The sequence below is a fragment of the Hirschia litorea genome, assembly GCF_042665075.1.
Classification (GTDB): Bacteria; Pseudomonadota; Alphaproteobacteria; order Caulobacterales; family Hyphomonadaceae; genus Hirschia; species Hirschia litorea.
In genome coordinates this window covers 126,675-146,048 of the sequence record NZ_JBHTBR010000009.1, presented here as the reverse complement: position 1 = coordinate 146,048, position 19,374 = coordinate 126,675, and the positions used below count along the sequence as shown (strand labels likewise).

23 protein-coding genes are annotated in these 19,374 nt (G+C 44.8%); 14 read left to right on the top strand and 9 right to left on the bottom strand.

What is annotated here, in order from left to right:
- Positions 1–50: 50 nt before the first annotated feature.
- The 4 genes from ACFQS8_RS15435 to ACFQS8_RS15420 all read right to left on the bottom strand — a co-directional run bounded on the left by ACFQS8_RS15435 (position 51) and on the right by ACFQS8_RS15420 (position 3,105).
- Positions 51–548, bottom strand: coding sequence for a S26 family signal peptidase (locus ACFQS8_RS15435; protein ID WP_382169055.1), 498 nt, complete (start codon positions 546–548; stop codon positions 51–53).
- Positions 548–787 (bottom strand): helix-turn-helix domain-containing protein, encoded by a 240-nt coding sequence (locus tag ACFQS8_RS15430; protein ID WP_382169053.1) that lies wholly within the window; start codon positions 785–787, stop codon positions 548–550. Before ACFQS8_RS15430 ends, ACFQS8_RS15435 begins: the two co-directional genes overlap by 1 nt.
- Positions 788–1,082: 295 nt before the next feature.
- Entirely contained in the window at positions 1,083–1,916 is an 834-nt protein-coding gene (locus ACFQS8_RS15425; RefSeq protein ID WP_382169051.1) for a DUF3560 domain-containing protein, read from the bottom strand.
- A gap of 355 nt (positions 1,917–2,271) precedes the next feature.
- Positions 2,272–3,105 carry a DNA -binding domain-containing protein gene (locus ACFQS8_RS15420; RefSeq protein ID WP_382169049.1) on the bottom strand — a complete coding sequence of 278 codons (834 nt, stop codon included), beginning with the start codon at positions 3,103–3,105 and terminating at the stop codon, positions 2,272–2,274.
- A 256-nt stretch (positions 3,106–3,361) separates the two neighbouring features.
- Here ACFQS8_RS15420 and trbB point away from each other — a divergent pair, with 256 nt between their 5' ends.
- The 12 genes from trbB to ACFQS8_RS15360 all read left to right on the top strand — a co-directional run bounded on the left by trbB (position 3,362) and on the right by ACFQS8_RS15360 (position 13,373).
- Positions 3,362–4,360, top strand: coding sequence for a P-type conjugative transfer ATPase TrbB (gene trbB, locus ACFQS8_RS15415; RefSeq protein ID WP_382169047.1), 999 nt, complete (start codon positions 3,362–3,364; stop codon positions 4,358–4,360).
- Positions 4,342–4,653, top strand: a complete 312-nt coding sequence (locus tag ACFQS8_RS15410; RefSeq protein WP_382169045.1) for a TrbC/VirB2 family type IV secretion system protein — start codon at positions 4,342–4,344, stop codon at positions 4,651–4,653. The genes trbB and ACFQS8_RS15410 overlap by 19 nt, the downstream gene beginning before the upstream one ends.
- Entirely contained in the window at positions 4,653–4,907 is a 255-nt protein-coding gene (locus ACFQS8_RS15405) for a VirB3 family type IV secretion system protein (protein WP_382169043.1), read from the top strand. Before ACFQS8_RS15410 ends, ACFQS8_RS15405 begins: the two co-directional genes overlap by 1 nt.
- On the top strand, positions 4,901–7,330 hold the full coding sequence (gene trbE / locus ACFQS8_RS15400; RefSeq protein ID WP_382169041.1) for a conjugal transfer protein TrbE: 2,430 nt from the start codon (positions 4,901–4,903) through the stop codon (positions 7,328–7,330). Before ACFQS8_RS15405 ends, trbE begins: the two co-directional genes overlap by 7 nt.
- A gap of 9 nt (positions 7,331–7,339) precedes the next feature.
- Entirely contained in the window at positions 7,340–8,038 is a 699-nt protein-coding gene (gene trbJ / locus ACFQS8_RS15395) for a P-type conjugative transfer protein TrbJ (protein WP_382169039.1), read from the top strand.
- Positions 8,038–9,339 carry a P-type conjugative transfer protein TrbL gene (gene trbL, locus ACFQS8_RS15390; RefSeq protein ID WP_382169037.1) on the top strand — a complete coding sequence of 434 codons (1,302 nt, stop codon included), beginning with the start codon at positions 8,038–8,040 and terminating at the stop codon, positions 9,337–9,339. Before trbJ ends, trbL begins: the two co-directional genes overlap by 1 nt.
- Positions 9,339–10,034, top strand: coding sequence for a conjugal transfer protein TrbF (gene trbF / locus ACFQS8_RS15385; RefSeq protein ID WP_382169036.1), 696 nt, complete (start codon positions 9,339–9,341; stop codon positions 10,032–10,034). Before trbL ends, trbF begins: the two co-directional genes overlap by 1 nt.
- A complete protein-coding gene (gene trbG / locus ACFQS8_RS15380) occupies positions 10,031–11,026 on the top strand; it encodes a P-type conjugative transfer protein TrbG (protein WP_382169034.1) in 996 nt (331 codons plus the stop codon). Before trbF ends, trbG begins: the two co-directional genes overlap by 4 nt.
- Before the next feature lie 3 nt (positions 11,027–11,029).
- Positions 11,030–12,277: a TraB/TrbI/VirB10 family type IV secretion system protein gene (locus ACFQS8_RS15375; protein WP_382169032.1), complete on the top strand. Its 1,248-nt coding sequence runs from the start codon at positions 11,030–11,032 to the stop codon at positions 12,275–12,277.
- Positions 12,278–12,288: 11 nt separating this feature from the next.
- Entirely contained in the window at positions 12,289–12,528 is a 240-nt protein-coding gene (locus ACFQS8_RS15370) for a DUF2274 domain-containing protein (RefSeq protein ID WP_382169030.1), read from the top strand.
- A gap of 3 nt (positions 12,529–12,531) precedes the next feature.
- Positions 12,532–12,846 (top strand): DUF736 domain-containing protein, encoded by a 315-nt coding sequence (locus ACFQS8_RS15365; RefSeq protein WP_382169028.1) that lies wholly within the window; start codon positions 12,532–12,534, stop codon positions 12,844–12,846.
- A 275-nt stretch (positions 12,847–13,121) separates the two neighbouring features.
- Positions 13,122–13,373 (top strand): hypothetical protein, encoded by a 252-nt coding sequence (locus ACFQS8_RS15360; RefSeq protein WP_382169026.1) that lies wholly within the window; start codon positions 13,122–13,124, stop codon positions 13,371–13,373.
- A gap of 117 nt (positions 13,374–13,490) precedes the next feature.
- Here the strand turns inward: ACFQS8_RS15360 and ACFQS8_RS15355 are convergent, their stop codons facing one another.
- Positions 13,491–13,910, bottom strand: coding sequence for a helix-turn-helix domain-containing protein (locus ACFQS8_RS15355; protein ID WP_382169024.1), 420 nt, complete (start codon positions 13,908–13,910; stop codon positions 13,491–13,493).
- Between the two features lie 156 nt (positions 13,911–14,066).
- Here ACFQS8_RS15355 and ACFQS8_RS15350 point away from each other — a divergent pair, with 156 nt between their 5' ends.
- On the top strand, positions 14,067–14,594 hold the full coding sequence (locus tag ACFQS8_RS15350; RefSeq protein ID WP_382169022.1) for a DUF2938 domain-containing protein: 528 nt from the start codon (positions 14,067–14,069) through the stop codon (positions 14,592–14,594).
- A gap of 4 nt (positions 14,595–14,598) precedes the next feature.
- Here the strand turns inward: ACFQS8_RS15350 and ACFQS8_RS15345 are convergent, their stop codons facing one another.
- From ACFQS8_RS15345 to ACFQS8_RS15335, 3 genes are all read right to left on the bottom strand, one after another.
- Positions 14,599–15,846, bottom strand: a complete 1,248-nt coding sequence (locus tag ACFQS8_RS15345; RefSeq protein WP_382169019.1) for a type II toxin-antitoxin system HipA family toxin — start codon at positions 15,844–15,846, stop codon at positions 14,599–14,601.
- The gene (locus tag ACFQS8_RS15340; protein WP_382169016.1) at positions 15,843–16,058 is read right to left on the bottom strand and encodes a type II toxin-antitoxin system Y4mF family antitoxin; all 216 of its coding nucleotides are present in this window, start codon (positions 16,056–16,058) and stop codon (positions 15,843–15,845) included. The genes ACFQS8_RS15345 and ACFQS8_RS15340 overlap by 4 nt, the downstream gene beginning before the upstream one ends.
- 255 nt (positions 16,059–16,313) lie before the next feature.
- The gene (locus tag ACFQS8_RS15335) at positions 16,314–17,009 is read right to left on the bottom strand and encodes a DUF805 domain-containing protein (RefSeq protein WP_382169013.1); all 696 of its coding nucleotides are present in this window, start codon (positions 17,007–17,009) and stop codon (positions 16,314–16,316) included.
- 249 nt (positions 17,010–17,258) lie between these two features.
- Between ACFQS8_RS15335 and ACFQS8_RS15330 the strand changes: the two genes are divergently transcribed.
- On the top strand, positions 17,259–18,485 hold the full coding sequence (locus ACFQS8_RS15330; protein WP_382169010.1) for a TadE/TadG family type IV pilus assembly protein: 1,227 nt from the start codon (positions 17,259–17,261) through the stop codon (positions 18,483–18,485).
- A gap of 56 nt (positions 18,486–18,541) precedes the next feature.
- Here ACFQS8_RS15330 and ACFQS8_RS15325 read toward each other — a convergent pair whose 3' ends face one another.
- A complete protein-coding gene (locus ACFQS8_RS15325) occupies positions 18,542–19,246 on the bottom strand; it encodes a class I SAM-dependent methyltransferase (RefSeq protein WP_382169007.1) in 705 nt (234 codons plus the stop codon).
- Positions 19,247–19,374: the final 128 nt, after the last annotated feature.

Sequence of the window (19,374 nt, the reverse complement as noted above, 5' to 3'; positions counted from 1 at the left end):
GCCCACTCCCACCTAACCCTCACATACATCCCTCTAACTATGTGTTGAAATTACCTGTACGTCCAAATAGGCACAGCGACTCCATCCACGTCAGAAACGGTCATCACCCCTAAATAGCGCCCATCCAAGGACGATAAATTCTCATTGAGGAGAAAAATGTCTTGTGTATGAAGTATTCTACAGCCCTTCCACTCGGGAAGTGCGCGACCAGATTTGTCTTGCTTCTGCGCCAGGGCTACTAAACTACCGTTTATAAACACCTGCATGCCTTGGCGACAAACTTCATCGCCATAAAGCGCTGCAACCTTTTTGATCATAGGCCAGCCTGGACCAATAAACCCCTGTCTGTAGGCATATTTAGCAGCTTCACTTTTGGCTGAAACAACAATCCAATTCGATTTTGCAATGGGTTCCTGCAAGACCCAATATAATCCTATCGGAGCGCTATTCGTTCTATTGAAAATGAATTTCTTAGTGACAGGTTCTGGCCAAAAAAGTTCAAATACGATCGCACATATCCCAGCACAACCTATGAGAACAACCCGCATCAGTTGGACCTCAATTTATTGAAGGTTGAGGACCATCTTTGCTTTTCCGACCAATCAATCAAATCAGATTTTGTATAGAAAATTCGCCAGCCATGTTTGCGGTATATAGGGCCTTTACCTTGGCATCGATAATGACACAATGTCGTCTCAGACAGCTTTAGAAATTCTGCTGCTTGAGCTGTCGTCAACAAATCTAACCCATTGCGATGTTCAGGAGGTGTTTGACGTGAGTAAGACATACTTGCATTCCCTAATAATTCCAAAGTGAGCAATTAAAAGGCGGCAAAATATCTTAATTTACAGGTGCAATATTTACTTTCAAATATTGCACCGTTTCATTTACCAAATGTATTTAATAATTTCATTAAATTAGGTGATAAGCGCTTGATATTATACACTCTATTTCTAATATATCTGACGAGATCAAGCGAGCATTTAAATCCCAAAAACCAAAGTTTAAAATCAATATTGCCCCCTAAAATTTCTATAGGGGGCAATGTAAGATATGATATTCTCAAAGCTCAGTCACAAGCGCTATTTTTTGAGTTTGCACATGATCAATTTGGCTGCATATCTTGCATTGTTGGTGAGCTGACGTTGCCAAGCGTTTCTAGACGGTGCCCATCGAAATCCATGGCTTTTCATGAGCATTCGGACACTTTGGTTTGGTTTATTTTGAAAAATAATTTGAACCCGATTTTCCTCAACATTAAAAACAATTTTACAGACATCCTCAACAATTTCCGTACTGGTTTGATTGTTTTGATTAGCCCTTAACTGTTTTATTCGTTTAGCTGTGGATCTTATTTTTGCATTATTATTCGTCAATTCAAACGGAGCATGCCCTACGTATCCAAAGCTATCTGGCTTTAACATTAAGCGCGCTGAATTCATCGTTATAGCTGGATTTATCGCCTTTAATTCAGCAAAGCATTCTTCAAATAAAGCCCCTTCGGAATCAGGTGACACGCCCTTTTTGACCCATTTTTTTAAGATGCGATTATTAAATTTCATCTGCGACTGCTGGTCTTGTAATTTTGCTAGTTTTTTCTCTAGTTTTTCAATTGCATTTGGATCATCAGAACTTATGCCTCCAGCTCCAACATTCGCTGCTTTTTCACGTAATTGTTCAGCACGTTTATTTTGCGATACTGATTCATCCATCGCAGCATGTGCCCGCTCAATTACCCTTCTATGTCTGCGCTCAGAATGATGACCGACCAAAATAGGCTGGCCGAGTGGAATACCTGTTTTTTCTTCTCTTAAATCTGCACGTTCATATGCCGCCTTCGCTCTGGCATCAGCTCTTTGCGCCGCTGCTTCTAGTTTTTCTTTCCGACGCGCCATTTTTTCTTCATAACTGTTCATATCATTTTGCCTTGGTATCATGACTCATCGCTCACACCGTCTACCCCAGCATTTGGCTGGCCATAGATGGTGGCGACAAAGAGAGATGAAGGCACACCCAAACAGCTATTTCATCCGCTCAAATTGAGCGGACGCGCACGCGACCCCTTGCGGGTTTAAATAGCTGAGACGTGTGCAAGAAGAACGCGTCGCCACCATCTATTGGCTAGCCAATACACACATAAAAAAGCCGTCTGCACTTGATTGCAGACGACCGTTTTAAGTGCGCAATGCGCCCCTAATAGTTAAAATATCAATCCGCATTTACCATCAAAACGACGTAAGATAGCAGAGCAATGAGAGGTTCAGACTTAGCTTAATCCCAGACTAAGCCCTTTTGACTTCCAAGCAACTCCGTGTAAAAGCCCCCATCTCTCAAAGCTTGCGCTTTTTTGACTAAATATCTTATTGAATACCTTAAAGATCCCCCACTCCACTCATTCTTTGTTCTAGATTTTCCAAAAATCAATTCAGCAATTTGCATGCGTGTCATACCTGCCTCCAAGCCATCTAAAGCAATGAGGCCATTTCTAAGTATCTGCGTTTTCTTCGACCAAACAGGGTTTTTAAGAAGGTCTTGACCTAAAACTTCCAGAACCGACCTTTGTGCTTTTACCTTTTCTTCAAATGAAAGTATGTCCGAAATTGTTAACTTAAGTCGCACAGGCTCCAAACTTAAAAGTGAAACCCCAGTGCAATGAACTTGCACCACGCGTCCAGCGTTTGACGCCAATACAAATTCCTGTCCTGAGCGGTCTATAACATGTGTTATATCGCACTGCTCTTGTGCCGCTTGCCATAAGTCACACACCTGCCCTTCCATCAGGAAAGTCGCATTAATTTCAGCTTGATTGGGTAAAGCGCTTCTGTTCCAAACTATGTCAGCCTTAAGCGCGTTATGTTTGGGGTCTGGAAATAACGCCATTCCTAACTTATCACAAATGTTGGAACTGGCTTTAAATTCTATTAGGCGTGCACCAGTATAAGGGCTAATTTTTTCAACGACCGCATTTAAGTCTATCTGCTCAAAAGAGTCTCGAACCAGCTTACTTCTACGTGCATATTCCCAAGCCCATCGATCATCGGATAGGCACCAAAGATAATCATATTTCTCTAATATGCAGTCTTTATCTAACTCAAATCGCTTCATGCAGGCCTCCATACTTACAGAGCCAGACAAAGCAACCTACATGCCAAACACTACTTAAAGTATTAAATGTAGAAATCCATATAATAATTCAATGATTTCACGTGCACGAAACGGCAAACGAGACGTGATTTTCCTGTCATATCTCACGTGGTCATTTTGTAATATCCTGCATTCATTTGCCGCCATTCCCACTGCCCAAACTTTCCTACTTTTCACATATTAAGCTCATATTTCGTCTCCAACGGAGTGTAAGGGCATGTCTCATATTGAAACACTGAAGCGACGCAATCAAATGCTGCATACAGCCTTTTGCCCTGCCATTCGTGAGGCATTAACTGAAGCAGATACAATTGAAATAATGGCCAATCCAGATGGCTCCATTTGGATTGAGAAAGCACGCATAGGCATTGTGGTATCAGATACGAGACTAGAAGCTTCAGATCGTGAACGTATTATCAAACTTGTTGCATCTAGCGTAAGAGAGAACGTTGATACAACCTCCCCTATTCTATCTGCTGAACTACCAAATTCAGGAGAACGCTTTGAAGGCATACTTCCTCCTGTAAGCGAGGCTCCCTGTTTTTCAATTCGCAAACCAGCCAACACACCTCTTGGGTTAAACGACTATATCACTTTGGGATGTATTAATTCAAATGGGGCATTGGCACTACAAAATGCTGTGCTCGAACATGACAACATCCTCATTGCGGGAGGAACATCATCAGGCAAGACGACATTTGCAAATGCATTGCTTGCTGAAACGGCTTTTCAATCCGACCGTGTCATTATATTAGAAGATACAAGAGAACTTAGATGCACAGCGCCCAATGCTATTGCTCTTCGTACGCTTAAAGACAGAATAAGTTTACAGCAACTTGTACGTTCCACTCTACGCCTGCGTCCCGATCGTATCGTAGTAGGAGAAGTACGAGGTAGCGAAGCGCTTGATCTCCTCAAAGCATGGAATACTGGCCACCCTGGTGGGCTCACCACCTTACATGCCAATTCAGCTAGATCAGCTCTAAAGCGGCTAGAACAACTGACCCAAGAAGCAATCTCACATCCTCCTCATCAGCTTATTGCAGAGGCAATTGATGTGGTTGTCTTCATGTCCCGCAAAGATGGTGTTCGCAGCGTAGAAGAAGTGCTGCGTGTCACTGGTTATGATGGGCATGATTACCTCACAACCTCCCTCGTTTCGCCTTCACTTTCAATTCTCAATACGGATGAAGTCCCATGCGCAAGCTCTCACTAAAATACCTTGCTCTAACGTCTGCTTATGTCTCGCTTTCATTGCCATCCCATGCAGCAGGAACTGGAATGCCTTGGGAGGCTCCACTTGATCAAGTTTTACAATCCATAGAAGGTCCGGTCGCGCGCATTGTGGCTGTACTGATTATTACAGTGACGGGCCTTACACTTGCTTTTGGTGAAACATCAGGCGGCATGCGCAAACTTGTCCAAATTGTCTTTGGGCTGTCCATAGCCTTTGCAGCAACCAGCTTCTTTTTGACCTTCTTCTCATTTGGTGGGGGCACGCTCATCTGATGGTTGAAGGTTATGAAATACCGCTCCACCGGTCGCTCGCTGAACCCATCTTAATGGGCGGTGCCCCTCGCGGCGCAGCCATTGCGATTGGCACGATTGCTGCCGCTTTAGCATTAGGCTTACAGCTGTGGGTACCTGGTCTCATTTTATGGATCATTGGGCATTCTGCAGCGGTTTTTATGGCCAAATCAGATCCTGATTTCATGGTCGTAGCGAGCCGTTCTGCACGCCATAAGGAGCATTTGTTATGCTAAACCTTAAAGAGTATTCAGAAACTCCCAAACGCTTAGCAGACTATTTGCCATGGGCATGCCTTGTTGCAAAAGGCGTTATTCTGAATAAGGATGGATCATTTCAAACAAGCTTTAAATATCGCGGACCAGACCTAGAAAGTTCTACCAAAGAAGAACTCGTGTCTGTTATGGCTCGCATCAATAATGTATTTCGGCGCTTTGGGTCAGGATGGGCTCTATTTTTTGAAGCTGTTAGATCAGACGTAACAAATTACCCCATTTCTAACTTTCCAGAACCAGCTTCTTGGCTCATCGATCAAGAACGCAGCTTACAGTCAGAAGCAATGGGGGCAAGGTTTAAAAGTGATTATTATCTCACACTGCTTTGGCTTCCGCCAGCAGATACCGCCAATCATGCAGAGCGCGCCCTTATTGAGCGACGAAATGCAAAGGACACACAAACCTGGCAACAACGGTTAGATAGTTTTTCACAGCATTCAGATCGCGTCTTCGATCTACTGGCAACTTGTCTTTCTGAAATTACACGTCTGGATGATGACGAAACGCTCACCTATCTCCACTCGACAATCTCAACAAAACAACATCCGGTGACAACACCGGAATTTCCCGTCTTTCTTGACGCTATTCTGGCGGACACACCTTTTGCTGGAGGATTAGAACCTCAATTAGGTGACGCACATTTGCGTACACTCACTATATTGGGTTTTCCAGCCTCTACCCTTCCAGGTATTCTTGATGACTTGAACCGACAAGGTTTTAGTTATCGCTGGTGTACTCGCTTTATTGCGATGGATAAATCTGAGGCTGAAGCCGTTTTGAATAAAAAACGTCGCCATTGGTTTGCCAAACGCAAATCTATTGGCGCGGTTGTACGCGAGACTCTTTTTAACGAACAAGCAGCGTTGGTTGATAATGATGCAGATAACAAAGCAGCTGACGCTGATGCTGCCCTTCAAGAGCTAGGGGCAGATCTTGTATCCTATGGGTATGTAACAACCACAATTACAATTAGCCATCCTGATCAACACATTGCTGAAGAACACATCCGCAAAGTCACCAGCATCATAAATGGACGTGGATTTACAGCCATTAAAGAAACCCTCAACGCTGTTGAAGCATGGCTTGGCTCTTTACCAGGCCATGTCTATGCGAATGTGCGCCAACCTATCCTACATACACTCAACCTAGCACATATGGTCCCCCTCTCTGCGGTCTGGGCCGGCGAAGCGAATAACTCACATTTAAAAGCCCCCGCTCTCTTAGAGGCTCAAACAGATGGTACAACGCCTTTTCGCTTAAACCTTCATGTTGGTGATGTGGGACACTCACTCATAATTGGGCCTACGGGTGCAGGTAAATCAGTTTTACTCTCTTTGCTCGCATTGCAGTGGCAACGCTATGAAGGCGCACAAGTCTTCATTTTTGACAAAGGCCGATCCGCACGGGCAGCTATATTGGCAATGGGTGGGACACATATAGATCTCGGTGGCAATCATCGCCCCAGTTTGCAACCGCTAGCAAACTTAGACAGTGATCGAGGGACTAGCTTTGCTGCCGATTGGTTAGCTGGGCTTTGTATGAATGAAGGCCTGAGTATAACGCCTGATCTCAAAGCCAAATTATGGAATGGGATTTGCGCACTAGCTACAGCCCCACTCTGTGAGCGTACACTCACTGGATTATCCTTACTTCTTCAAGAAGACCAGCTTAAATCCGCCATACACCCTTATACACTTGAAGGGCCTCATGGACGCCTGCTAGATAGTGATTGTGATACTCTTACACTCTCATCAAATGCATGTTTTGAAATGGAAGAGTTGATGCACACTGGCAAAGCCATTGCCCCTGTCATCACATATTTATTTCATCGGTTGGAGGAACGCTTTAACGGCCAACCTACATTGCTCATTTTAGATGAGGCTTGGCTCTTTTTAGATGATCCAATGTTTGCAGCGCGTATTCGCGAATGGCTTAAGACACTTAGAAAGAAAAATGTCGCTGTTGTCTTCGCCACTCAATCTCTGGCTGATATTGCAAACTCAACAATCGCACCTGCTTTAGTTGAATCCTGTCCAACACGCATCTTCTTACCCAATGAACGCGCCTTGGAGCCACAAACTAAAACCATTTACGAAAAATTCGGACTAAATGCGCGCCAGATTGAACTCATTTCAAGGTCTACGCCCAAACGCGAATATTATTACCAATCGCCTCTAGGATGTCGTGTTTTTGAATTGGGCCTTGGGCCTGTTGCGCTTAGTCTTTGCGGGGCAGCCTCACCAGCCGATCAAGCTTTGATGGACCGCATTTGGGCAGAAACCGAAGGTGATAGTTTCCTACAGACCTGGCTCATCGAAAAAGATCTTGCTTGGGCTGCGAAACTTATATCCGAGCCTACGCTTAACTCAATCGCAGCAGAATAGGAGCAGGTAATGAAACGCCTTATTACCAGCATATTCTTTGCGACATCATCCCTATCAATTGTCTTACCCGCAAAAGCTCAATGGGTCGTCTATGATCCTGCAAATCACATCTCAAGCATTCTACAATTGGTGCAGGCTGTTGAAGAAGTCATCAACCAAATTGTTCAACTCGCAAATGAAGTGAAAATGCTTGAAAATATGGCAAAAGACTTAGAAAGCCTGCCTGAAAGCATTGAACATGATATCTTAGATCGACTCTCCAAAATTGAAGAATTAACGCAAAAAGCGCATGGCATTGGCTACCGCATAGAAGAGATTGAAAAGCAATATGAAGATCTTTATCCAGAAGATCAAACACATATGCCCCCAGCACAAGCAGACCTTGTGGCTCAAGCACGCGCTCGATGGCAACAATCGCGCATCGCGTTTAAAGAAAGCCTAGAGTTAACCGCACAAACGGTTCAAAATACGCGGGTTGATAGCGCATCTTTAGAGCGACTCATCTCTGCTAGCCAATCTGCATCCGGTAACCTTCAAGCTGTTCAAGCGGGTAACCAGATTGAAGGCTTACAAACTCAACAACTTATTCAAATGCAAAACCTCATGGCAGGTCATTACCGAGCTCAGGTGTTAGAAAATGCGCGCCATTTAGCAGAAGCTGAGCGCGGACGCGCTCGCACAAAAGCATTCATCGAAGGAGATAATTGATGGATGTTATTGATACCTTCCTAGCCACTTTTATTACCTACATCGATTCAGGTTTTGGCTTACTCGCAGGTGATGTTGCGTATCTATCCAGCACACTGATAGTCATTGATATCACATTGGCAGGTCTATTTTGGGCATTATCTGCTAATCAGGATGTCATTGGCAGCTTGATCAAAAAAATACTATATGTGGGCTTTTTTGCCTTCATTATCGGCAATTTCACCCTACTCGCCACCCTCATTTTTGACAGTTTTGCAGGCCTTGGTCTGCGTGCTGGTGGTGGTTCGATGACTGCTGATGACTTGTTGCGCCCTGGTTATATCGCAAATGTAGGTTTTGAGGCGGCAGCTCCACTATTAGAGGAAATTTCTGAGCTTTTAGGTCCAGTTAGCTTCTTTCATAATTTTGTACTGATTGCTGTAATGTTTGTGGCATGGGCTGTTATCATATTGGCTTTCTTTATCTTAGCTGTGCAGCTCTTCATAACTATATTAGAATTTAAACTCACCACACTTGCCGGCTTTATTCTCATACCTTTTGCACTCTGGAATAAGACCAGTTTTTTAGCCGAACGTGTGTTAGGTAATGTCATGACATCGGGTATCAAACTCATGGTTTTAGCCGTCATTATTGGCATTGGCTCAAACCTCTTTGCGAGTATTACAGATGCCTTTTCAACAGAGGCTGATATCACCCTAGCTCAAGTTATGGGGACAGTGCTTGCCTCAATAGTTTTCTTCTGGATGGGAATATTTTCGCCGAGTATCGCTGCAGGACTTATAACTGGAGCCCCACAATTGGGCGCTGGATCCGCTGCAGGAGCTGCTGCTGGTATTGCAGCTTCTGGATATGTGGCAAGCATGGGCAGTCGTGCTATGGTCGGTGCAACCGCATCTGGTGCAAGCTCAGCTATAAAAGCTGGAGCCTCCATGACAGGTGCCGCACGCACAGCTTATACTTTGGGGTCTGTTGCTTCAGGCACGACTGGTGCCAAAGCCATTGCAGGTGGCATTAGCGGTATCGCACGCGCTGGCGGCGACGCCCTTCAAAAGCAAGCTTCAAAGCCTATTGATAGTATCAAACAGGCTTACAATCAGGGCAGTCAATCTGTTTGGGGTGCTACAGGTGGATCTCCTCCACCTCAATCTGCCACTTCCAATACTCAATCAGATAATTGGGCTCAGCGTTTCCAAACCCAGCAACGTATTGGTCAAGCCAGCAGCGCAGTCATGCATAGCGTACGGGATGGAGATCGCGGTGCATCAGGTGCAAACCCCAGCTTACAGACGAAGGATGAATAATGTTCAAGCGCTCCACTTCTTCGTATGGACCTAGCCCTTTTCCTGAAACTCCCTATCAAAAAGCAGGACAAATTTGGGACGAACGTATTGGTTCAGCGCGAGTTCAAGCCAAAAACTGGCGACTTATGGCCTTAGGATGTTTAGGTCTAAGCTTCTTATCTTCGGGAGCATTAATATGGCGCTCCATGCAATCAAGCGTTACGCCCTATGTTGTCGAGGTAGATGAGACCGGTGCTGCGCGTGCGATTGCGCCCGCGAATGACACCTATATTCCAACAGACGCACAGATAGCCCATCATTTGGCAAACTTCATAGAGAATGTACGCGGCCTTTCAATTGATCCAGTTGTGGTGCGGCAAAACTGGCTTAAAGCTTATGATTTCGTAACCGATAAAGCCGCTACCACTCTTAATGAATATGCAGCCAATAATGACCCATTCGCAGATGTAGGTCGTAAATCGCGCACCATAGATGTTATTTCAGTAGTGCGTGTGTCTGAGAATAGTTTTCAGGCACGTTGGCTGGAGAAGACGTACGAAAATGGCGCGCTCACATTAGCGCAACGATATACCGGAAACTTCTCCATCATTCACAAAACACCCAACACAGCTGCCACCCTGCGGGCTAATCCACTCGGGCTCTATCTGCACAGCCTCAATTGGGGCCAAGACCTTGTTACAGGAGATCAAAAATGAACTGCACACGCTTTATGCCGCCCCTTTTGGTTTTATGTGTGTCAGCTTGCGCAACAACAGACCTTGAGCCTGTCACACCAAAAGATTTTATTGCTGCGCGCCCGCTTGAAGATGCAACAGCCCGCCCAGTCAAAATTGTAGAAACAACTGTTGCGTTACCTTTGCCGGGGCAAATGAAAAAGATAGGCCCTCAGGCACCTTCTAAAAAGAAAATTACACCGCAAGAAGCTATCAAAGAAGGCCGCAAGCATGCGTTAATTGAGCCGTCCGTGGACGGGTATGTCAACGCTATACAAATCTACCCCTATACAGAAGGTGCCCTCTATCGCCTGTACGCTAGTCCAGGGCAAATTACAGATATCGCTCTGCAAATAGGTGAGGAACTGGTTTCAGTTTCAGCCGGTGACACTGTGCGTTGGGTTGTAGGCGACACCCTCTCTGGCTCTGGCGCGACATCGCGCGCGCATGTTTTAGTAAAACCTATAAGCGCTGACATACGTACCAATTTGATGATTGCGACGAATAAACGTACCTACCATCTTGAGTTAGAGGCTGTTTCATCGGGGTATATGGCCGCTTTATCTTGGCGTTATCCTCAGGATGCTTTAGCTGAGCTCACCTCTAAGAATGAGCGCGCTCAGAAACGACAGGCTCACACAATAGAAAGCGGGCTTACACTCGAAGGTTTGAACTTTGATTATAAGCTGTCTGGTCATAGCCCCTCTTGGAAGCCTGTCCGCGTTTTTGATGATGGCACGAAAGTGTTCATCCAAATGCCTGCAAATATTCACACGTCAGACATGCCCCCGCTTTTCGTGGTGGGGCAGACAGGTGATGCCGAACTGGTCAATTACCGCATAAAGAATAACTACTATATTGTAGACCGCTTGTTTCGCGCAGCCGAGTTACGTCTTGGTACTAAGCGCCAAACTATCGTGCGAATTGAGCGCGCTTCTTCGCGCAGCAGCCTATCTGCCCTATTTGGACGTTAGCCAATGTCTGACCCCATCCCTTTTGCTGAGCATGTAGACAAACTCAATATCCGCTCAAAGCCGCGTCCTGTCACGCGCATAAACCGCAAGGTTTTAATACTCGCAGCTGGTGTATGTGCTATAGGGCTTTTTTTTGCCGTGAATATCGCGCTCGCTCCTCCCAAGGCTATCGATCCAACGCAAAGGCGCGAGCTTTATAACACCACCAATACACGTAAACCAGAAGGTTTAGCCCGACTTCCCAGAACGTATAATGATGTGCCCAAACTAGGTCCGCCTTTAAATGGAGATTTGGGCGCAACCATATTAGCGGCAGAGCGTGATTTAGGTATAGACCCCACTTATCTCACAACGACACCAAATGGTTTTAAACCCAATCCAGTAGATGAAGCTGAACGCGCCGCGCGTATGCGACAAGCTAAACTTGCTGAGGATGCAAGCAAAGCACCTATTTTTTTCCAGCTTCAATCCAAATCAAGTAAAACATCGTCAACGACATCCCCCTTAAGCAGTCAGCATCAAGCTATGCTAGATACGCGCTCAGAACTCATGGCACTTGCGAAATCTAGCATGCCTCAAGCTGGATCTGCCTTAAAAGGACAGTACAATAGTAATCTGCAGGAAGAAAAAAGTGCGTTTGCAGATGCGCCACCTCGGAGTGACATTTATAATCGGCATAATCTAGAGGTCCCCGCCTCTCCTTATCAAATTATGGCTGGCACATTAATACCAGCATCTTTGGTAACTGGGATTAATTCAGATCTTCCTGGAACTATTATCGCACAGATTACCCAACCGGTGTATGACACAGCTACAGGTCATCATATTCTTATCCCACAAGGCGCACGTCTCTTGGGACGATACCAATCAAGTGTCAGTTTTGGTCAAAACCGAGCACTTGTGATTTGGAACCGAATTCTCTTTCCTGATGGTCACTCCATCATCATTTCGGCACCTGGCGCGGATGAACAAGGCTATTCTGGCTTATCAGATAAAACAGATCATCATTGGGACCGCGTATTTGCAGCTGCAGGTTTAGCTACCTTGCTAGGAATAGGTTCTGAACTGGGTGCAAATGATGACAGCGATATTGTTAGAGCTATTCGCAATGGGACGTCAGATACAATCAACCAAGCTGGACAAACAATTGTTGATAAACAGCTTGGGATCCAACCAACCATAAAAATACGCCCCGGTTGGCCACTGCGCGTCATTGTCACCCAAGACATCATTTTGAAACCCTATCACTGAAGGAGACCTAAATGCCTCTACGTTTAGAGAAATTACCTGACCGCACGCCTGTACGAATGAGCATCAGTTTAGAGCCGGATTTGGCTCTCGCTCTCAAAGATTATGCCCATTTATATCAGCAATCTTATGGAAATGACGAAAAGCCAGAAACACTTATCCCTGCCATGCTCGATACGTTTCTAAAGTCAGACCTGGGATTTAAACGTGCTCGCAAAAAGCTTCATTCAACCTCTCAACCACAAGGATATTAGACCATGGCTCAAATAGGACATTTTACACTAAAAGATGGCATTTACACTGGCAGAATTAGAACCATGTCGATAAATGTCGAAGCTCAAATTTTACCAGTCAAAGACAAACCCAATTTAGATGCTCCTGATTATCGCGTTTTTTCGGATGGAAGTGAATTGGGCGCTGGTTGGATTAAAGAATCTAATTCTGGTGAAACACAGTATTTGGCCCTCAAATTGGATGATCCCAATTTTGCATCTCCCATGCGTGCTGCTTTTTTTGAAAATGCAAAGGATGGAACGGGTGTGATGGTATGGAGCCGAAATCCCCCTAAATAAGCGCTCTGACAACTCAGAGAAGCTCATTCGTATCAGAGCTTCTCTGAGCCAGTATAACACTAAAAAATTTCTGTTTCTTTTTAGGCGTGTCTGTTCGCCATTTGTCACAGTATTGATATGCTAAAGCGTCCCGCTACAGGCGGGTACTCTTTTATTCGATTTAACAATATTCAGCTGAACAATACTGGCTTGGGAACGAATACGAAGATAGGGTTTGCCCAACTCATAAGACCGCGGTTAATGTGAATAACTCCCTTTTTAATCAAGGGGATATCATGAATAATGAAAAAGCACTCGCCGCTCGCATTGCAGCGTTAGAGAACGCAGTTGTGTACTTAGTTGCAACGATCGCAATTTACGAAGAAACTCCAAGGGAAACGTCTCTCTCATTCTATAGGGAAGTATTCGGCCTATCGATGAAACGATATTCCATGGCTCAAGAAGGGCCAGAAAAAGAAATAGCTGCCCTGGGGTTGGATGCATCACACACCCTGTATCAGCGCTTACGGGCTTTTCTATTTGAATGAAATAAATAAGCCTTATTTATTATAAACATAACTTGATTTAGCCCAGCTTTGCTGGGCTTTTCTTCCTACATTTAAAGATAGTATGACACACTATCGTTCAATCATACTCGGACAGAATCAAACTTTATTCCGTATGTGTTTGTCTCTTGATTGTTTCTTGGCAGCAACGCGCAAAAGCTTTTGAAATCTTGGACATTCGCTGTGACTAGATGCCATACAGTCTGAGACATGAAGCAATCCATCACGCACTGCTGTGAGGCGTTTGATCTCATCATCAAGTGTTTTGGCTTTTTCTTTTAACAATTGACGATCGACATGATAAGCGCCGTTTCTAGAAAACATTGCTGCAATATCTTTTAGTGAAAACCTCGCAATGCGCGCCAATGCGATGAACTCTAATTGCTCAATGATATCCGGCTCAAACAAGCGGCTTAAACCTTTACGCCCGACTGATTTAATCAGCCCTTTTTCCTCATAATATCTAAGCGTTGAAGCTGGTAGGCCCGTTATTTTTGCAACCTTTGCAGTCTCCAGCATCAAAGTCTCCTAAAAAGCATTTGACCTCAAGTTAACTTGAGGTCGTATGATGCGCATTATGACACAAACAAAAATGAAGGAAAGACAATTTTTAGAGCAAATAACAACACATAACATGTTGTAATTGCTTAATAATATAAGATTTAGGAGATTCCCTTGTTAGAATACACACAAGACCTGCCCCATGCGATCAAGCTCATCCCTTATGTGGTTTTTATCGGCGTTGGCGCGACCGCGATTATGGATTTTTGGACGATATTTTTGAAAACCGCTTTTAATATTGCTGGGCTTAATTTTGCTCTTGTGGGGCGCTGGATGACCCATATGATGAAAGGTCAATTTACGCATGAAAGCATTGCGCAAAGTTCCAAAACATCTGGAGAAGCCTTTATCGGGTGGACAGCTCATTATGTGATTGGAATTATATATGCGGGTGCAGTCGTGCTGATATGGGGTGAAGCATGGCTTGCTAATCCAACGCTATTACCTGCCCTTATTATAGGTGTGACGACAGTTGTTATTCCATTTTTTATCATGCAGCCGTGTTTTGGAATGGGAATAGCTGGCAGTAAGATGCCCAAACCTTCTCTTGTGCGCCTAAAAAGTTTTGCTTCCCATTTTGTGTTTGGGGTCGGAATATATCTAGCTGGTTTATTGTTGCATAATTTGGCTTATGCCCAATGAGTAGTTAAGTGCGAAGTCGCTCTACACGCCACTTCACGACTTTATAAATATCATCGAAAATATCAGAATTCACATTTTCTAACTTTAGCGCGTCAACGAGTTTTGGAAACTCTGCTAAAACCTTGTCGCTCATGGCATATATGCGCTTAGTCATCGCGTTTTGCGCCAATTTTGTGTCGGGCACATGCTTTAAAAAGCTGAGCAAATATATGTCTCTAGGTTTATAATGCCCACCAATTTTCATAGCCATTTTATCTGCAAGATCAGGATAAATGGCTGTGCTCAGCAAATCATAAGCTGGCGCAAGGACCGGCTTATTTCCAGTGTATAGCAAGGAGACGTTTTTACCGTGAGCGTCTGCATTTCCGATAAGAAAGTTGAAAACAACAATGTCTAGGAATTTTAGATTATCACGCGCGGGTCGTGCGGTATGGGCCCTAATTACATCCAAGCATTGATCTATGCCAGGCCCGCCTTCTCGCTGATATTTAATTGTCGGCGCGATACCCAATGCCTGACAGAAATCTTCTTGGTGAATGCGCGCTATCTGGCCATTTTCATTTATTGTGCGATCATAGCGCTCCACAAGATAATATGGCCGATCACCCACATGATGCAGGCTGACATTTGGCACGTCTATGCCTACGTTTTGGGCAAGGCGCATGCAGAATAATTCATTGTGAGCACTATCAATGACGCGCTCAATCATGGGCTTGAGAATGTGCGTGCTAGGCGCGCCATTCTTCATTATGGCGACGTCCCCTCCTTCAAGCAATCGAACCGCGAGCTTATCCTGCGCACCCGCGAGCGAAAGCCTATAGCCATCATCTCCAGCAAGCATGGGGCGGCGCTTAATCATATCCAATGCTTCAATAAGCGCTTTATCATCAAGCACTTGATAGTCAGCATGTGTTTGTGTGAGCAGTGTGCTTTCTCGTGGATAAAGCGCGATGGCACCTGCGCAATCACCCCCCACAATTTCTAGCAATGCAAAAGCATTTGCTTTGGAGACACCTAGAAAAGCGGCAAGCCTGTCGCGCACAGATTCATCAGGTAAAAGCCCAGAGAAGAACGCGTCCACATGCGGGCCTTGGTGAGTATGTTCCTGTAGGGGTAATGACAGAGAAATGCCCCGGCTTGCGGAAGCAAAATAGGCATCGTCATATTTGAAAGTCAGGTTGCCGGCTTGGTCTTGTGATAGCTCTCCCACACATTCGGCATTGAGATACACGTTGAGGATTTTATCCATCATAACGTTTCTCCATCAATGCGCACATCAAGCCCCAACATAGTCAGCACATGAAACGCCTTCCCCATGTGGCAGGATGCTTTCCCCTGCTCCAATTCACGAATGAAACGAATACCAACCCCGCACATGGATGCGAGGGATTCTTGCGTAAGCCCCTGCGCTTTGCGTGCATTGCGGACCATATCGCCAAGTTTTGAGATTGCATCTTCGCTCATAAATCATCCCTTTCGGGGTGATCATAGCATATTCTCACCAAATTTAAACAAAGTAATCCCGTTCGGGATGAAATTGCTTTTTCACACCAGAAACAAACCCAATAATCCCGATCGGGGTTATTGGACCTTATAGCTTGCGTTTTAAAGAGTTAAACTCACCGATGACACATCTTCTTTAATAGCGTTTCCAGAGCGGTATTGACGTGAAAGATTAAGCTGACACCCACTCCTAGTCAGCTTCTATAGCAACCTGTTTTAAAATATCTTCTTGGCCTTGCCAAAGGATTTACGCTGTGTTTTTCCAGATAATCTCTCACCGAAGGTTGGATTTTTCTCAATCATATTGGTTTGCGTTTTGCTTTTTTCATAATGTGCTTTGGCTTTAAAGCCGCTCTGGTGTGTACCTGCACCTGACCTGCTCCCACGTGTGTTTGATGGGGATTTGCTAGCCCCCTGCTTAGGGTCTGAATTGAGGAAGTCGAGGCTATTGCCATTTTGGCGATTAGACACGCGTGTCTGTTCGCCAAAATCAATATTTTCTGTCCAGTTATCCCCCTGCCTGTGCCGGGGGCGCATAGTGCTTCCACCAGACGCACTTTTGGGAGGATGACCAAATGTATTTGGCCCTAAATCACCGGCTTTAAAACCACAGCTATAAAACTCCATTATTGGACCTATGACAGGAATAAATACGCCGAAAATATTTGTCCATGTCCGCCCTAGATCATGATAGCGGCGTATACCTGCAGCTATATTCACCCAGACGCCCGCGACGATACCGGCTATCAATGTGAAAAAAGGAAGTAGCGCCATAGTTGGCCCCACATTGTCATACAACAAGCCCATTGTGAGAAAACCGATGGACATTATCACAGGCTGAATAACCATGACACGCAGCCACCAACCACCCCGCCCTATGCGGCCATCAAAACTAAAGAGGTAATCCAACATTTTTCATGTCCCCACAGTGAAGTTGGTGTCTATAATGTGAGATTAGAGTGAACTCTTGAATATTTGGCGATCAACACAATACAATTTCAACGTGTAGATTTAACTATATTACTTAAACAATTGAAATATACACATACGGCCGGACATCTTGCCCGTTTGGCGATGATATTTTACAAAATGTAAAATTTTTCGCAAAAGCCACTGTAAAGACATACCTTTTATTCAAAGTTATCCCCTAAACAGCTTAACATGCGAAGCAACTCTATTAACAATTTTACTATGAACGAACAGGGAAATACGGCCATATTCATGGCGTTATTCCTTGGTGCGCTTACTCTTTTGGTCAGCGGCATGATGGAATTTGCTTTTGTAAACAATCAGAAACAAGAATTGCAATCACTGGCAGATATTTCAGCCCTCGCCGCTGCGAGTGAAATTGCAATCACATCTAATGATCCCGCAAAGATAGAAGCTGTTGCGACGGCCTATGTCGCCTCTCAAGATCGCGATCAAAACATTACAGTCAATCCGGACGTTGACCTACAAGCAAATACTGTAGGGGTAAATTTATCCGCACCGCTCAAACAAGTCACACCGTTTAGGCTCATAAAGGCTGAAACGATTACCGCCTCTGCTACCGCAATTGCTTCCGGCGAATCTGGAAACATATGTGTCATCGGATTAAATGAGACAGTGGAGAAAACGGTCAGCCTTGAGTCGAATGCATCCCTTTATGCTCCCAACTGTGCGATTTATTCAAACTCCAAACATAGTTATGGATTAGTCAGCCTATCAAACGCTAAAATTACCGCAGAAGACCTATTCACAAGTGGTGGATATCAAGGCATGCGGCAAAATTTTGCGCCCTTACCCATCACAGATGCCCCCACAATCTCAAATCCATTGGCAAACCGCCCTCACCCAACTTACTCTGGCTGTGATTTCAACAATTATCAGATTGGCAACAAGACCATCACAATTCACCCCGGTGTGTATTGCGGCGGCTTATCCATCAACAGCAGTGCAAAAGTAACCCTATCGAAGGGTATTTATATCTTAAAAGACGGGCCGCTAAAGGTTGAAGCCAATGCTGAACTAACAGGTGAAGGCGTAGGCTTTTTCTTAACGGGACGAGATGCCTATTTCATATTCACTAGCAATGCAAAAGTGACGTTGAGCGCACCGGAAGACGGCGTCATGGCGGGGTTATTATTCTTTGAAGACAAGTATAATGCGTTCGGCGCAATCCATCGCATCACGAGTGAATTTACGCGATATCTCGTTGGCACAATATATTTACCTCGAGGCCGCCTTTCCATTGATGCTGTCACCCCCGTCGCCGACCATTCAGAATTCACTGTGATCGTTGCCAATACAATCTCGCTGACATCTAGCCCGAACCTTGTTCTGAATACAGATTACGCCAGTACGCCTGTCCCCGTGCCCCAAGGGGTTGTGGCTCAAATATCAGGCTGATTAAATAGGTTCAGGCACACACACCCGCACCTTGTATGTGAGCGGGTAAGGATCGTTTATTTCACGCTATACCAGCCGCGTATCATGAAATTTTGTAAGTATTGAACGGGCAAACCAAATCCAGCTTCTTTGAGTAAGCTTTCTGTAGTTTTGGGTGACAGAATGCTTAAAGTATCGCGCAATGATTGAGGTAGTGCTTCCAGCGATTCAGGTGTTGCGCCCATAAGTTTATGGATAGATTTCCAATTCTCCAACATGGCCGGAAATTCTGCACTATCAAGATCAAAGCTCAATTCTGTTGAGACAAAACATGCCCCCTTTTTCAGGCGATCATGAATGTTTTTATAATAAGAAGGCCGATCTTCAACTGGGATAAAGTGCGCCACAAAAAGACTGATTACCGCATCAAATTCAACGCTGTTGGGCGCATCTTGCACATATCCGTGGATAAGCTCGCACCTATCAGTGATATTGGCGTTTTCTAAATTCTTAGCACACACATCCAGCATTGGCTTTGAAGGATCTAGCGCAACAAAGCGCCATTTTGGATGCAGACTCGAAAGTGCAATTATCTCAATGCCCGTCCCTGCCCCTACACACAATACACGCGCATCATCTGGCAAATCTTCTAGCACTAAATTCACATGGAAATGTACATTGTCTTTCACGACACCAAACTTGCTGTTTCGATCATCATAGCTTTGGGCCATTTCCTGATTGAAAAATTCAGGCTTAGACGGCTTGGTTGTATCTTGTGTCATATTAGGGCCTCCAGTGGAGCTCTTCGCCACAAAATGTGTCGAGGCTCAGCTGCTTGAAGTGTTATAATATAACGTTTAAGTTTTTTCACAAGCACAGATTATGTCTGCTGCATCCCTCCCCCACAATA